General features: G+C 37.2%; 9 protein-coding genes. 6 read left to right on the top strand and 3 right to left on the bottom strand.

Annotated features, from left to right (window positions below):
- Positions 1-18 precede the first annotated feature (18 nt).
- The 5 genes from DUT68_RS13105 to DUT68_RS13085 all read left to right on the top strand — a co-directional run bounded on the left by DUT68_RS13105 (position 19) and on the right by DUT68_RS13085 (position 5,855).
- Positions 19-1,083, top strand: a complete 1,065-nt coding sequence (locus tag DUT68_RS13105; RefSeq protein WP_113638667.1) for an efflux RND transporter periplasmic adaptor subunit — start codon at positions 19-21, stop codon at positions 1,081-1,083.
- An 84-nt stretch (positions 1,084-1,167) separates the two neighbouring features.
- The gene (locus DUT68_RS13100) at positions 1,168-4,338 is read left to right on the top strand and encodes an efflux RND transporter permease subunit (protein WP_113638666.1); all 3,171 of its coding nucleotides are present in this window, start codon (positions 1,168-1,170) and stop codon (positions 4,336-4,338) included.
- A gap of 285 nt (positions 4,339-4,623) precedes the next feature.
- Positions 4,624-4,824 (top strand): hypothetical protein, encoded by a 201-nt coding sequence (locus tag DUT68_RS13095; RefSeq protein WP_113638665.1) that lies wholly within the window; start codon positions 4,624-4,626, stop codon positions 4,822-4,824.
- Positions 4,825-4,831: 7 nt separating this feature from the next.
- Positions 4,832-5,314 (top strand): RNA polymerase sigma factor, encoded by a 483-nt coding sequence (locus tag DUT68_RS13090; protein ID WP_113638664.1) that lies wholly within the window; start codon positions 4,832-4,834, stop codon positions 5,312-5,314.
- Entirely contained in the window at positions 5,301-5,855 is a 555-nt protein-coding gene (locus tag DUT68_RS13085; protein ID WP_157960866.1) for a hypothetical protein, read from the top strand. Before DUT68_RS13090 ends, DUT68_RS13085 begins: the two co-directional genes overlap by 14 nt.
- Positions 5,856-5,934: 79 nt before the next feature.
- Here the strand turns inward: DUT68_RS13085 and DUT68_RS13080 are convergent, their stop codons facing one another.
- The 3 genes from DUT68_RS13080 to lpdA form a co-directional block, all read right to left on the bottom strand.
- Positions 5,935-7,119, bottom strand: coding sequence for an MFS transporter (locus DUT68_RS13080; protein ID WP_113638662.1), 1,185 nt, complete (start codon positions 7,117-7,119; stop codon positions 5,935-5,937).
- Between the two features lie 128 nt (positions 7,120-7,247).
- Positions 7,248-8,429: a serine hydrolase domain-containing protein gene (locus tag DUT68_RS13075; RefSeq protein ID WP_113638661.1), complete on the bottom strand. Its 1,182-nt coding sequence runs from the start codon at positions 8,427-8,429 to the stop codon at positions 7,248-7,250.
- 553 nt (positions 8,430-8,982) lie between these two features.
- The gene (lpdA, locus tag DUT68_RS13065; RefSeq protein WP_113638659.1) at positions 8,983-10,389 is read right to left on the bottom strand and encodes a dihydrolipoyl dehydrogenase; all 1,407 of its coding nucleotides are present in this window, start codon (positions 10,387-10,389) and stop codon (positions 8,983-8,985) included.
- A 1,041-nt stretch (positions 10,390-11,430) separates the two neighbouring features.
- Here lpdA and DUT68_RS13060 point away from each other — a divergent pair.
- The gene (locus DUT68_RS13060) at positions 11,431-16,251 is read left to right on the top strand and encodes a RecQ family ATP-dependent DNA helicase (RefSeq protein ID WP_113638658.1); all 4,821 of its coding nucleotides are present in this window, start codon (positions 11,431-11,433) and stop codon (positions 16,249-16,251) included.
- Positions 16,252-16,284: the final 33 nt, after the last annotated feature.

The raw sequence follows: 16,284 nt of genomic DNA, 5'->3' as shown, positions 1-16,284 counted from the left end.
AGAAATAACATTAAGATAATGAAAAGAGTAATTACCATCATTGTAGTAGTAGCCTTAGTATTAGTGGCAATTGGCTACGTGTTAAATAACAATAAAAAGAAGCAGCAAGAAACTACAGATTTCATTAACAAAGGAAGTGACTCTGTAGCAGTAAAAATTGCTAATGTAGAACGTAAGGAAGTTAACCTTGACTTTACTGCCAACGGAAATTTTATTGCCAACCAAGAACTAAATTTTAGTGCTGAAAACTCGGGCCGAGTAAGCAAAATATTTGTAGAAGAAGGCAGCAGAGTAAGCAAAGGCACCATTTTAGCCAGAATTGATGCTGAAATTTTAAATACAGACAGAGAAACTGCAGAAGCTACGTACCAAAATGCGGTAAAAGATTTAGCTCGTTACGAGAGTTCTTTTGCTACTGGCGGCGTAACTCAACAGCAGCTAGATCAAGCTCGTTTAAATGCACAAAATGCTAAACTTCGTTTGCAACAGCAGCAGAAAAAATTAAACGATGCTAACATCAGATCTTCTATCAACGGTATCGTTAACAAAAAAATGATTGAAGTTGGTGCCGTAGTTGCACCAGGCACTCAATTATTTGAAATTGTGGATGTTTCTAAATTGAAATTAAAAGTAAACGTTAACGAAGGTCAGGTAGCCAACTTAAAAATTGGTGATAAAGTGGATATCCAGTCTTCGGTTTTCCCTGATGAAAAATTCTCAGGCAAAGTGAGCTTTATTGCCGCAAAAGCGGATCAAACGTTGAATTTCCCTATTGAAGTTGAGGTAACTAACAACACAAAAAATAGTCTTAAAGCGGGAATGTATGGCACGGCAACTTTTAAGTTTCCTAAACAAGCCCCTGCTATTTTGGTGCCTCGTACTTCATTTGTTGGTAGTGTAAGCAGCAACGAGGTTTATGTTTTCAATAAAGAAAAAAGTGTAGCTGAAACTCGTAAAGTGGTATCAGGCCGAATTTTGGGAGAAAGCGTAGAAATTTTAGATGGTTTGAAAGAAGGTGAAACTGTAATTACCAGCGGACAAATTAATTTAACTAACGGTACTGCCGTTACCATTATAAAATAAATTAGATATGAGTATTGAGATGTGAGTACAGAGACCGCTCTAAAACCCAATACTCAGGACGCAATACGCAATACTGAAAAAAATATGAAAATCACTGACATATCTATAAAACGACCATCATTGGTAATTGTGGTATTTACTGCACTAACCTTGATGGGGCTGTTGAGTTATTTCTCCTTAGGATATGAGCTTTTACCTAAGTTCACTTCCAACGTAGTATCTATCTCAACTATTTATCCGGGTGCTTCTCCAAACGAGGTAGAAAGTACGGTGACCAAAAAAATTGAGGACGCGGTATCTTCAATGGAGAACATCAAAAAGATCAATGCTAGTTCTTACGAAAGTTTATCCGTTGTAATTATTACCCTTACTGATAAAGCACAAATTGATATTGCGCTAAACGATGCACAGCGAAAAGTGAATGCCATTTTAGCGGAACTTCCTGATGATGTAAAACAGCCTTCATTAAGTAAGTTCTCGTTAGATGATTTCCCGGTAATCACTATGTCTGCCTCTGCAAAAATGGACGACATTTCATTTTATGATTTGATGGACAAGCGTATTGCGCCAATTATTTCGCGTGTAACTGGTGTTGCGCAGGTGAACTTAATTGGTGGCTCTGAACGTGAAATCAAAGTATCACTTGATGCTAAGAAAATACAAGGCTATGGATTGGCTGTTCCTACCATTCAGCAAGCCATTTTGAATTCCAATTTAGATTTCCCTACTGGAAGTGTTAAAACGAAATCGCAGGACATTTTAGTGCGTTTATCAGGTAAATATGCCAGCATTGATGAGATGCGCAACTTGGTAGTAACTACTGCAAAAGATGGCGCACAAATTCGTTTAGGTGATATTGCCGATGTACAGGATACTCAAAAAGAAACCGAAAAAATTGCTCGTATCAACAGAAACAACGCTATTGCGGTACAAATCATTAAACAAAGTGATGCCAACGCCGTAAAAGTGAGTGAGGGTACCAAAGCAATTATCGAAAAACTAAAATCTGATTATAAAGACATTGGTTTGGACATTAAAATTGTGAATGATAGCTCCGACTATACGTTACAATCTGCCGATGCGGTAATCCACGATTTAATGTTAGCGGTAGTACTCGTAGCCGTGGTAATGTTGTTCTTCTTGCACAGCTTACGTAACGCTATCATTGTAATGGTATCTATCCCAGCATCATTAATTGCTACATTTATTGGTATTGGCTTGTTTGGTTATACCTTAAACTTAATGTCGCTACTAGGTTTATCATTAGTAGTAGGTATTTTGGTGGATGATGCCATTGTAGTATTGGAGAATATCCAACGCCACATGGAAATGGGCAAAAACAAAGTGCGTGCTGCAATTGATGGTACTCGTGAAATTGGTTTTACTGTAGTATCTATCACCTTTGTAATTGTGGTAGTGTTTTTCCCTATTGCGGTGAGTACCGGTATGGTGGCCAACATTTTACGCCAATTCTGTGTGGTGGTAATTATCTCTACTCTATTATCATTATTAGCTTCCTTTACTATTGTGCCATTAATCTTCTCACGTTTTGGTAAGTTAGAGCGCATTGAAGGTAAAAATCTATTTGGCAAATTTATCCTATGGTTTGAAAAACAGCTACGTAAATTTACCAATTGGGTAACTCGAGTTTTGGAATGGACACTAGCGCATAAAGCCATTACATTGGTTACCATGGTGGTGCTTTTCCTTTCTTCTTGCGGTTTATTAGGCGCAGGTTATATCGGTTTTGAGTTTTTCCCTAAATCGGATAAAGGCGAGTTCTTATTACAGATAGAGATGCCTAAAGATGCTTCTTTGGAGCAAACCAACTTGTATACCCAAAAAGCAGAAAACTTTTTAAGTCAGCAGAAAGAAGTAGTTCAAATGATTACAACGGTTGGTCAATCCAGCGGTAACATGGGAGCAACTACGGCTACGGCATATAAATCTGAAATTAACGTAAAATTGGTGGACAAGCCAGCACGTAACAATGTTTCTTCTGATATTTTTTCTACCACTTACACCCGTAAGTTAGAAAAAGTGTTGGTAGGTGCTAAAATTAAAACCGTACCAATTGGCATTTTAGGTACAGCGGATAATGCTCCAATTCAATTTGTGGTAATGGGCCCTGAGTTAGATCAGGTATTAGCTTTTGCTGAAAAAGCGGAAAAAGTATTGGCTAAAATACCTGGTGCTACGCAAACAAAACTATCTGTAGAAAAAGGAACACCTGAAATTAATGTAAAAGTTGACCGCGATAAGATGTCGGCTTTAGGATTGAACTTGGGAACAGTTGGTGCCACCATGCAAACGGCCTTTGCTGGTAATACCGATGGTAAATTCCGTTCGGGTGAGTATGAATATGATATCAATATCCAGTACCAAGATTTCGACCGTAAAGATATTGACGACGTACGTAACTTACTGTTTGTAAACCAAGCTGGCCAACAAATCAAGCTTTCGCAGTTTGCGGAAATCAAAGAAGGTTCGGGGCCAAGTTTGCTGGAGCGTTTAAATAAATCTACTTCAGTAACTGTACAAGCGCAAACCGTGGGCCGACCAACAGGTTCGGTTGTTGCAGATTTCCAAACAGAACTGGACAAAATGAAAACACCTGCCGGCATCAGCTTTTTCTGGGCGGGTGACGCCGAAAACCAAAGCGAAGGTTTTGGTACTTTGGGTATCGCATTATTGGCCGCAATCATTTTGGTTTACTTAATTATGGTGGCACTGTACGACAGTTTTGTGTACCCTTTTGTGGTAATGTTCTCACTACCGTTGGCGTTAATTGGTGCGTTGCTTGCATTAGCATTAACTAACAATGCCTTGGGTATCTTTACCATTTTAGGTTTCATCATGTTAATGGGTTTGGTAGCTAAAAACGCCATCATTTTGGTGGATTTTACCAACCAAATGAAAGCGCAGGGCAAAACCACTCACGAAGCTTTAATTTTAGCAAACCACGCTCGTTTGCGCCCAATTTTAATGACTACCATTGCCATGGTTATTGGTATGTTGCCTATTGCCTTGGCTAGCGGCGCAGGTGCCGACTGGAAAAATGGTTTGGCATGGGTAATTATTGGAGGTTTAACGAGTTCGCTCTTCCTAACATTGGTTGTAGTACCGGTAATGTATCAAATTTTCGATAACATTTTAAACAGATTTGGCTTTAACAAAAAGGGTAAAACCATTGAAGAAATGATGGATGAACCTTACAAGCACAAAGACGTAAATGAGTGGGATCAACACCATTAACTAGAATTTTCCCAACACACAATAAAACCAGTCCCGATAGCAACACGTTATCGGGATTTTTTTATTCTCCAAAATCATTGATAAATCGTGTGTCATCCCGACGTTAGGAGGAATCTATATGCTTACTTCGCATAGCTACAGATTCCTCGCTTCGCTCAGCGGGACACACAAAAAGTATTTCCGCTGCAATCCCGTTTATTTAATACTGCTTTTGCTACTATCAAAGTTTTTACCGGCAAGTGTAAGTATTTCTTCCAATTCGCTACTTATATCAAAAACAACGAAATGAAAATAAGAGCACTTATATTTATCACTATATTGGCAATAACAAGTTGCGGAAAAAACTCATCGCCTGATGGCCGAGCACAATTAAGAGATAGCGCACTATCACAACGACTAGACGAGCTGGAGCATAAGCAAATCGATATTTTAGATAGTTTAAGGCTGCTAAACGCTGAAATCAAGGCTTTGAAATTAAAGCAATAATGCAAATATGAGCGAAATCGAATTTCTTCAACTCCTCTCCCATAACCAGGGCATTATTGGCAAGGTTTGCAGCATCTATTGCAATCAACAAGAGGACTATGAAGATTTGTTTCAGGAAATTACGTACCACGCTTGGAAAGGCTACCCCAATTTTAGAGGCGATGCAAAATTTAGTACCTGGCTTTATCGGATAGCTTTAAATACAGCTATTGGCTCTTTTCGAAAAAGGAAACCGGCCATAGCGCTTGTGTCAGTTTTGCCAGATCAAATTGCGGACCAACCAACAGAAGTTACCGACCAAAAACAGCGACTACTTTGTGCTATCAAAAAACTAAATGAAGCCGAACGTGCAATAATGGCACTTTATTTAGACGAAATGAGCTATCAGGAAATTGCGGAAATTATAGGAATAACGGAGAACAACGTAGGCGTGAAAATTAACCGTATTAAGAACAAACTTTATCAAATTTTAAATCGTGGAAATAGATAATTTAAAATCCGTTTGGAAGGATATTTCGACACCTCAAAAAAACAGCGAGGAACTAAGTCTATTGTTGAAGAAAAATAGCCATCCGATACTAGCGTCGGCAAAAAAGCAAATCATTGTTGAGTCCTTAGGCTTTACCGCATTTCTATTTTGCTATTTCGCTATGTTTGATGGCGAAACCAAGCCGCTAGCTACCAACTTAATCATAATTGCTGCTACGCTACTTCAATTGTTTTACGGCTATAAAGGTTTTTTATTGCAAAGCAGGTTCAAAAGCAGCACAAACTTAAATGACGATTTGAAAAGCTTTACCATCCAACTCAAATCTTATAGATTTCAAGTTGTTTTAGTAAGGCTACTATTTGCTGTTGGCCTGATAACATTTTTCACATATCACATCAGCTTTTCCGAATTCAAATGGTGGCTTTTAATTTCAATTTTTGCGATTTTTAGCGTGCAACTATGGTTGCTGTATCGCCTTTGGACAAAAAGAATAAATAAATTAGAGGCCACTTTAGCAGAGTTTAAAAGCATTAATACCTAACAACTAACCACTGATACCTGATACCTGATTACTAATACCTAATACCTAATACCTAACCACTGATCCCTAATCCCTAATCCTACCTTATCGCCCTAATTTTGCTAACAATTAAGCTAATCAACACCCCAAAACAACCCACAAAAGCAAAGGAATAACGTAAATTGAATAGTTCAGAAATATAACCAATAAGCGGCGGCCCCATTAAAAATCCAAAGTAACCAATGCTCGAAACCATCGCTATTGCTAAACTGGCAGGAATTTTATCATTATTTCCGGCGATAGAATAAATCATGGGAATAATAACAGATACACCGATACCCACCATCATAAAACCAAGTGTAGCCGTAAATAGATATGGGAAAATTACAGAAATTATCATCCCCGAAGAAACCAACAATCCACAAAATTGCAGTAGCTTTTTTCTTCCATAAGTAGCAATAAACCTGTCTCCTATAAATCTGCCCAGGGTCATCATAGCAGAGTACGAAGCATAGCCCAAAATCACCCATTTGGCTGGAGCCTTAACAATTTCCTTAAAGTAAACACCACTCCAATCCATTAAAGCCCCTTCGGTTGCCATACTACAAAAAGCAATAATACCCAACTGAACCAACACCCCTTGCGGCTTTATTAAAAATTTGGGTTTTTCCTTTTGTGCGGATTTCCCAATCAGTAAAAAACGGTGATTGATAAAAATATGCAACCAGGCTAGTGGTGCAATAATCCAAAAATGATTACTGGTGCTTAAGTGCAAATTCATCATTAGCAAGCCTACCAAAGCTCCAGTGAACAGCCCCAAACTCCAAGAACCATGAAACGAAGACATAATTGGTTTGCCGTAATGCGTCTCGGCAGTTACCGCTTGCGTATTTAAGGCAATATTGCACAGGTTTCCAGATACGCCAAACAGCAGTAAGCATAGCGCTAATTGCCACCCTGCAGTAGCTAATGCCACATTGGTTAAGCAAAGTGCGTAAAAAGGCGCAGCCAAAGTTAAGATCCTCTTGCTTCCAAAAATAGCTACTAACCTGCCCGATAGCGGCATGGTAATCAACTGACCTACAGGAAGTGCTAATAAAATACTTCCCAAAGCGGCATCTGATAAATGAAGTGCAGTTTTAATATCGGGAATACGACTTGCCCAACTGGCAAAAACCAAACCTTGGCCAAAGTAAAATAAAGATACCGCTAAGCGAATAGCTTGCTTACTATACTTGCTGGTTTCTTGAGGCGCTAAAGTTGAACTGTCTGCAATTGTTGACATGAAAGAACGGTGGAGTTAAATTTTTGCAAAGGTCAGCAAAAACGAAGACAATGTATCTATACCGTCTTTAATCTTTCTACTTTTAACATTGAAATTACTTTGTATAAGCGGAAAGCCTATAGCTGCAACTATTTAATACTTCGTCCTACGTCTTGTACAAAACGATGGAAATTCAGCTTCTTCTGTCTATCTCCCAAGCGCACAATGATCACTTTGTTTTTAGGGTTTACATAAACCGATTGATTAAACATTCCCTGTGCTTTATAATCGTAAACCTTCTTCGCATAAAAATAACGCCCATCTGGATTTCTTTCTACCGGATAGGTCAAGCCTTCTTTACCTAGCGCTGTTACGGCACTCACAGAATCTTTAAAAAAACTAAAATCCCGAGTAGCCCAGAATTGATTTTTGTACCTGCTTTTTGTCAGCGTATCCGGATTTGTAGTAATATCAACCCATTGTTTAGAAATAAGCTGCTTACCGTTCCAATTTCCTCCGTTAAGATATAGTCTGCCGATTTTAGCAAAGTCTAACGCAGTGGCGTTGATACAGCAAAACGCCTTGATGTTACCGCCATCATCTAAGCTCCAAAGTGCGTCACTTTCGGCCCCCAAAGGTTGCCACAAACGTTCCTGCATTAAAGTTTGTATGTTTTTACCGGTGGCTTTCTGCAAAATAAAAGCAAGCACTTGGGTGTTGATACTTTGATATTCAAAAACCTTTCCCGGTTCATTTTTCATTTTCAGTTTCTCAACCATCTTCTTTAAATCAGCACCGTAGTAGCTACGTACAATTTTCGAGAACGGATTGAATGACCGTTCATTGTAGTTAAATCCACTGCGCATATCTAAAAGATGCTGTATGGTTAACTGTTGATAGCGCTGATCATTAGCTGCCAGCTCCGGCAAATATTTAATTACCAGTTCACTTGTCGATTTAATTTCGCCTCTATCTACCGCAATACCAACCAAAGTGCCAATAAATGATTTTGCGACAGAAAAACTAGGTTGCTTAGCATTGATGTTGGTTCCGCTAGAAAGGTATTGATAAATGATGCTATCGTTTTTAATGATGATAAAAGCATTGGTTTTGGTGCCAATTAATGTGGTATCTAAATGATTTTTTAAGGAATCGAAAACCTTATTGCCCAAGTTAAACTTAAAATGAAATGGCGTAGCCGATTTTTGAATCGTCACGTTAGTGAACTTCGCACTATCATTTAAATCGGGCACTAAGTATTTAATGGACCGCAATGGCACACAGGCAGACAAAAGGAGTAAGGTAACGAATAGAAAGAAGCTGTTTTTCATCGTTCTAAAATACACATCACAATCTTAAACTTTAAAAGCGTTATCAAATTTTGAAGCTGAAATGAGATAGCAATATCCTAGGCAACCAATTTCATGCTCGAGATGGTAATATCCTACCCAAAGCAACAAATTTCCTTATTGGAGAAGCAATAATCCTAGTCTGAGAAGCAATAATCCTAGTCGAACAAGCGACGACCCTACTTAAAGCAACAAATTTCCTTATTGGACAAGCGACAGTCCTAGTCAAACAATCGATGCCCCTACTCAAAGAAGCATTTTTTTCTATTAGCACAAGCAAATTCCTGTTTGGAGAAGCAATTTTCCCTCTAGGAGAAGCAATGTTGCTTATAGAACAAGCAATTTTTCCTGTCGGAACAAGCAAATTGTTGCTCGGAGAAACAACGTTCCCCCTAGGAGAAACTCTTTCCACTCTTGCCTAAGCAATTTGCTACTCGGAGCAGCAATTTGAACCAATAAAAAATCCCACGGTACTAACCGCAGGATTGATATAAGGTCGTAACTAATTGACCACTGTCAACTGATTCCTGACCCCTTAAATATGTATCGCTCTGTTTTCAGTAGCCGCTAAAGCAGCTTCTTTTAAAGCTTCGGTATAAGTTGGGTGTGCATGGCAAATTCTAGCAATATCTTCAGCCGAAGCACGGAATTCCATAGCTACCACAGCCTCTGCAATCATATCAGCAGCACGTGGGCCAATCATGTGGATTCCTAAAATTTCGTCTGTTTTTTCATCAGCCAATACTTTCACAAAACCATCGGTATCCATACTAGCTTTTGCACGTCCACTAGCTTTAAAAGGGAACGAACCTGCTTTGTATTTTACGCCAGCCGCTTTCAACTGCTCCTCGGTTTGACCCACAGACGCAACCTCTGGCCAAGTGTAAACCACACCAGGGATTAAGTTATAATTGATATGTGGTTTTTGTCCGGCAATACGCTCTGCTACGTAAATACCTTCGTCTTCCGCTTTGTGAGCTAACATCGCCCCTTTAACTACATCGCCAATGGCATATACACCAGCAACCGAAGTCTCTAAATGATCATTTACAGGAATTTTGTTACCTCGCTCTTCAGGAGTGATGCCAATTTTCTCTAAACCTAAACCAGCTGTGTAAGCGGTTCTACCCACAGCAACAATGCAATAGTCGGCTTCCAATTTTACCGCCTCACCTTTAGCATTATCAGCCGTAACTGTAACTACTTTACCTTTAACTGATGCTCCGGTAACTTTGTGGCTGGTTAAAAACTCCATGCCTAGCTGTTTTTTCAATACTCGTTGCAATTCCTTACCTAAGCCAGCATCCATAGTGCCGATGATGGAAGGAGCAAATTCAACAACGGTAACTTTAGTACCCAAACGGGCGTAAACCGAGCCTAATTCCAAACCAATCACACCGCCACCAATAACTACCATGGTTTTAGGTACTTCCTGAAGGTTTAAAGCTTCGGTAGAAGTAATGATTCGCTTTTTATCTACAGGCAAAAACGGCAAAGCAGTTGGCTTAGAACCCGTAGCAATAATTACATTCTTTGCAGTTAACTTTTCTGTGCTTCCATCAGCTTTAGTTACTACAATTGTATTTTTATCTTCAAATGAGCCTACACCTTCGTAAGCATCAATTTTATTTTTCTTGAACAAATAAGTAATACCTGCAGTGTTTTGAGCCACCACGTCATCCTTACGGGCAATCATCTGCTTCATATCAACCTTTAAATCTTTTAAATTGATACCGTGAGTGGTAAACGTATGGGCTGCATTATGGAAGTGTTCCGATGAATCTAACAATGCCTTTGACGGGATACAACCTACGTTTAAGCAGGTACCGCCATAAGTTTTATACTTTTCAACTACCGCTGTTTTTAAACCTAATTGTGCACAACGGATGGCACCTACATAACCGCCCGGCCCCGAGCCAATAACAACTACATCGTATTGCATGATCTTCTAAGAATTTTTGTGCGGCTAAGTTAGTGATTTGTTTTATTGTTGAAAAGTTGGAATGTTGTAAAGTTGTAAAGTTGTGATGTTGTGATGTTGTGATGTTGTAAAGTTGAAATGTTCTAAAGTTGAAATGTTCTAAAGTTGAAATGTTGTAAAGTTGAAATGTTGTAAAGTTGAAATGTTGTAAAGTTGTAAAGTTGTAAAGTTTGGGGTTTAAAATGGATATGTAAAGCAACAGCTGAATTTCATCACAACCTAATCCAGAATTTACTTCGAGGCTATTCGTCGTAATCTTTGTGTTTTAGCCTATCTGTCATTCCGAGTTCCGAGGAATCTATCTAGCGTCTACACTGAAATAAGGATCTTTTTTAAAGTAGCAGATTTAAAAACACATCGGTTTTATTCCTGCACGTTCCTTGCAATCTTTTTGTCCTAACCAACCTGTCATTCCGAGGAACGAGGAATCTATCTAGCGTCTACACTGAAATAAGGATCTTTTTTAAAGTAGTAGATTTAAAAAACCGTGGATTTTCCTGGATGTTCCCTGCGATATTTTGTTTTAGCCTACCTGTCATTCCGAGGAACGAGGAATCTATCTACCTGTACATTGCAACAAGGATCTTTTTTAAAACTAGCAGATTTAAAAACCCATGGATTTTATCTCAGGGCTGTTCCCTGCAATCTTTTTGTTTTAGCCTACCTGTCATTCCGAGTTCCGAGGAATCTATCTACCTGTACACTGCTACAAGGGTACTTTTTAAAACTAGCAGATTTAAAAACCCATGGATTTTATTTCTGGGTGTTCCTTTCGATATTTTTTTCACGAATACAAGTAAGACTTTTTAAGTTTTGAAAACTTACGAAGTCTCCTGAGGGCACAAGCTTCAAAAAAACGATTTCCAATGCAATCCCATTTCACAAGACAAACAACTGTATAAAAGCATATTGAGAACCAAAAAACAGCTGTTTTTAATTTAAATTAAGTAGCGAACCAATGACAATAAAAACCTATATTTATCAATACTTATTGATATTTGATTGAATACTATTGCATTTATTGATACGGAAATTGACGCCAAAAGTTACAAAGTTGTTGATATCGGTGGTATCAGGGATAATGGATTGCGTTTCCACAAGGCTTCACTGACAGAGTTTGCAGAATTCATTTCCGGAGTAAAGTTCATTTGTGGACATAATATACTAAACCACGATGTAAAATACGTTTCTAAAGCACTTGAAAGTGCAGGAATAAATAGCAGCAATATTATTGACACTTTGTTTCTTTCGCCGCTGCTTTTTCCAGCAAACCCTTATCATTCGCTAATCAAAGATGATAAGTTGCAATCAGAAGACACCAACAACCCGCTTAACGATTCGATAAAGGCACGAGATTTATTTTACGATGAAGTAGCTACTTTTGATCAAGCTGATCAAGAACTCAAACAAATTTTTTACTCACTGCTACATAAACAAAAAGAATTTAGTGGATTTTTTAACTATATCAACTATAGCGTCTCAACCGCAGAAATCGAAAGCATAATCCACCAAAGATTTGAAAATCAAATTTGCAAACAAGTATCATTGCATCGAGAAACTTCAGAACATCCAATTGAGCTTGCTTATTGTTTATCATTAATTAACTCTTTCGTTGAGCATAAAAAAATACACTCCATAACACCACCATGGGTTTTAAAAAACTATCCTGAAACGGAACGAATTATGTTTCGCTTACGAAATAAGCCTTGCCTGAGCGGCTGCTCGTATTGCAATACCGCTTTAGATGCCCAAAAAGGGCTAAAAAGATTTTTCGGATTCGATACGTATAGAAAATATGGTGATGAACCGTTACAAGAAAATGCTGTTAAAGCTGCTCTTAGTAATAAATCTATACTTTCCATTTTTCCCACAGGCGGTGGAAAATCTATTACATTCCAAGTGCCGGCCTTAATGAGCGGCGAGAATTCCAGGTCATTAACTATTGTAATATCCCCACTGCAGTCGTTAATGAAAGACCAAGTAGACAATCTGGAAAAAATTGGAATAACTGATGCGGTAACAATAAATGGTTTACTTGACCCCATTGAAAGGGCAAAATCTTTCGAAAGGGTTGAAAATGGCTCTGCTTCAATTCTATATATATCACCTGAATCGCTACGGTCAAAAACTATTGAGCGCTTAGTTCTTGGTAGAAAAATTGCACGCTTTGTAATAGACGAAGCACATTGTTTCTCCTCTTGGGGTCAAGATTTTAGAGTAGATTATTTATACATAGGGGACTTCATTAAATCCATTCAGGAAAAGAAAAATCTGGAAGATGGAATTCCCGTTTCTTGCTTTACTGCTACAGCGAAACAAAAGGTAATCGAAGATATCAAAGATTACTTTAAAGAGAAACTTTCGCTTAACCTTGAAGTATTTACCTCAAAGGCATCAAGGACAAATCTTCGATACAAAGTTTACGAAAAGGGAGATGAAGATGACAAATATCAAACCGTTAGAGATTTGATCGAATTAAAAAATTGCCCTACCATTATTTATGTATCAAGAACTAGAAAAGCCTTTCTACTAGCAGAAAGACTATTTAAAGACGGATTTAGTGCAAAAGCATATCACGGAAAAATGGACAAGGCTGAAAAGTCTGCAAATCAAAATTCTTTTATCAACGGCGAAACACAGATAATGGTGGCAACGTCTGCTTTCGGGATGGGTGTCGATAAAAAAGATGTGGGAATGGTTATTCATTTCGAAATTTCAGATTCACTAGAAAATTACGTACAAGAAGCAGGTAGAGCTGGTAGAGATGAAAATATTACTGCAGAATGTTTTGTACTTTTTAACGAAGAAGATTTAAGCAAGCACTTTATTTTACTTAATCAAACCAAATTATCCATCAAAGAAATTCAACAGGTTTGGAAGGCAATTAAAGAAATCACGAAATTTCGCACAAAAGTTTCAAACTCTGCTTTAGAAATTGCCAGGCTAGCTGGTTGGGATGATAGCGTTGCAGATATAGAAACACGTGTAAACACAGCTATTGCAGCGTTAGAAGATGCAGGATATTTGAAGAGAGGCCAAAACATGCCTCGAGTCTTTGCCAACAGTATTCTTTCAAAAAATGCACAAGAAGCAATTGATAAAATTAATGCCTCGGAAAAACTGCTAGAAAACCATAAAGCGAAGGCTATTAGAATTATCAAAAAACTCTTTTCTAGCAAAAGCCGAAAACATTCAAGTGATGAAAGTGCTGAATCAAGAGTTGACTATATCAGCGATCACTTAGGAATTGTAAAAGAAGAAGTAATTACCATCATTAATCTTTTGCGAGAAGAGAAAATTTTAGCAGATGCAAAAGATTTAACGGCATTTGTTAAAAAAGGCGAAAGCAAAAACCGTTCATACAACATTGTCGATACTTTCAGCAAAATCGAAAACTTTCTATTCCCTTTTTTTGACGAACAAGAGCACATATTTCATTTAAAAGAACTCAATGAGCAAGCCGAAGACAATGGACTCACTGATGTTGGCACCAATCAGATTAAAACGATTATTAATTTTTGGGCAATTAAAAACTGGATCAAAAGAAAAAATCTGGACTCGAAAAACCATGTCGCAATAGCTGCTTTACATAAAAAATCATTGCTGAAAGACAAACTAGAAAAACGACATACCTTGGCTAAGTTTATTGTTGATTTTCTTTATAAAAAAAGTAATTTAAATGTTTCTAAAGAAGAGTTGACAAAAGATGAAGTGTTGGTTGAATTTTCTGTTCAAGAGCTAAAAAATGCTTATGATTATAACGACAGCCTATTTAAAGTCGATATTAGTCTTGATGATGTTGAAGATACCCTCTTTTACTTATCACGCATTGAGGCCATAAAGATTGAAGGTGGCTTTTTGGTTGTTTACAACCGATTAACTATTGAGCGTACTGAAAATGACAACAAAAAGCGCTATACAAAAGACGATTATCAGAAGCTACACCAATTTTACGAAAGCAAAATTCAGCAAATCCACATTGTAGGTGAGTACGCTACTAAAATGATCGATGACTACAAAAATGCGCTACAATTTGTAGAAGATTATTTTCAGCTCAATTATTCATCGTTTCTTAATAAATACTTTAAAGGAAGCAGGCAGAATGAAATTAAGCGCAACATTACACCTGCAAAATTCAGGCAACTTTTTGGTGAACTTTCGCCAACACAATTAAAGATTATTAACGATAATGAGAACAAACACATTGCTGTTGCTGCAGGGCCTGGAAGTGGAAAAACAAGGGTTCTTGTTCATAAATTAGCATCTCTACTTTTAATGGAAGATGTAAAACATGAACAATTGTTAATGATTACATTTTCGAGAGCCGCTGCAACTGAGTTTAAAAAACGCCTGCTTAAATTGATAGGCAACGTAGCAAATTTTATTGAGATTAAAACTTTTCATTCTTACTGTTTCGATTTGCTGGGTAAGGTGGGCAGTTTAGAAAAATCTAGTGAAATTGTAAAAACAACTATTCAAAAAATAAATAATTACGAAGTTGAAGCTAGTAGAATAACAAAAACGGTTTTAGTTATAGACGAAGCTCAAGACATGGATAAAGATGAATTTGAGTTGATTAATATTTTAATGGAGCAAAACGAGGAAATGAGAGTGATTGCAGTAGGAGACGATGATCAAAATATTTACGAATTTAGAGGTGCTAGCTCAAAATACCTTGAACAATTCATCAACGTGAATAACGCAGTTAAACATGAATTAATAGAAAATTATAGAAGCAAAGTCAATCTCGTAAATTTTACAAACCAATTTGTAAAAAGAATTTCTCACAGACTAAAAAACACACCAATCATCGCAACTCAAAATGACGATGGTAAATTGAAAATTGTACGCTACCAAAGTGAAAACCTTGCCATTCCTCTGGTAAATGACCTCATTAATACTGGTCTTTCAGGCACAACTTGCGTATTAACAAAAGCCAATGAAGATGCACTACAGATTGCTGGACTACTATTAAAAAACAATTTAAAAGCTAAACTTATACAAAGTAACGATGGATTTAATTTGTATAATTTGGCAGAAGTAAGATATTTTCTAAATCATCTTAATTTACGGAGTGATATTTTCCTAATCACAGACGAAGTTTGGTTAAATGCAAAAAAACAGGTTGTGAGTAGATATCGGCTTAGTACCAAATTAGAAATATTAGGAAATATCATTAAGGAATTCGAAGCATCTAACCCGAAACGAAAATATAAATCTGATCTAGAAGTTTTTATACGAGAATCGAAATTGGAAGATTTTTATAGCGAAAACGGAGAGACCATTTTTGTTTCAACCATACATAAAGCTAAAGGAAGAGAGTTTGATAATGTTTTTTTGATGCTTGAAAACTTTAATATTACAACCGACGAAGCTAAACGACAGTTGTATGTTGCAATGACAAGAGCAAAACAAAATTTAACGATTCATTTAAACTCTAACTTTCTCGATAATTTAACAGCCGAAAATTTAGAACGAGTAGACAATAAAGAAATTTATTTACCTCCTAATGAATTAGCAATGCATTTGTCATTGAAAGATGTATGGTTAGATTATTTTATCAAAAAGCAAAATTTTATTGAACAGCTTACTAGTGGAGATTCAATGTTCATAAACGATGACGAATGCTTGGATCATAAAGGAAACTCTATTTTAAAATTCTCGAAGTATTTCATTCAACAAATTGAAAGCATGAAAGCGAAGAACTATAAACTGAAAAGTGCAAAGGTGAATTTTATCATCTACTGGAAAAAAGAAGATACTGAACAGGAAATTAAAGTAGTTTTACCGGAGCTTGTTTTTGAGAGGAAGACCGTTCTTTAAATGTTAAGCTAAATTATTATTGCTTATCTATCC

The organism is Pedobacter zeaxanthinifaciens, assembly GCF_003313335.1.
In the GTDB taxonomy this organism is placed as follows: Bacteria; Bacteroidota; Bacteroidia; order Sphingobacteriales; family Sphingobacteriaceae; genus Pedobacter; species Pedobacter zeaxanthinifaciens.
The sequence above is the reverse complement of the archived record's forward strand: the minus strand, read 5'-3'. Positions and strand labels throughout refer to the sequence as shown.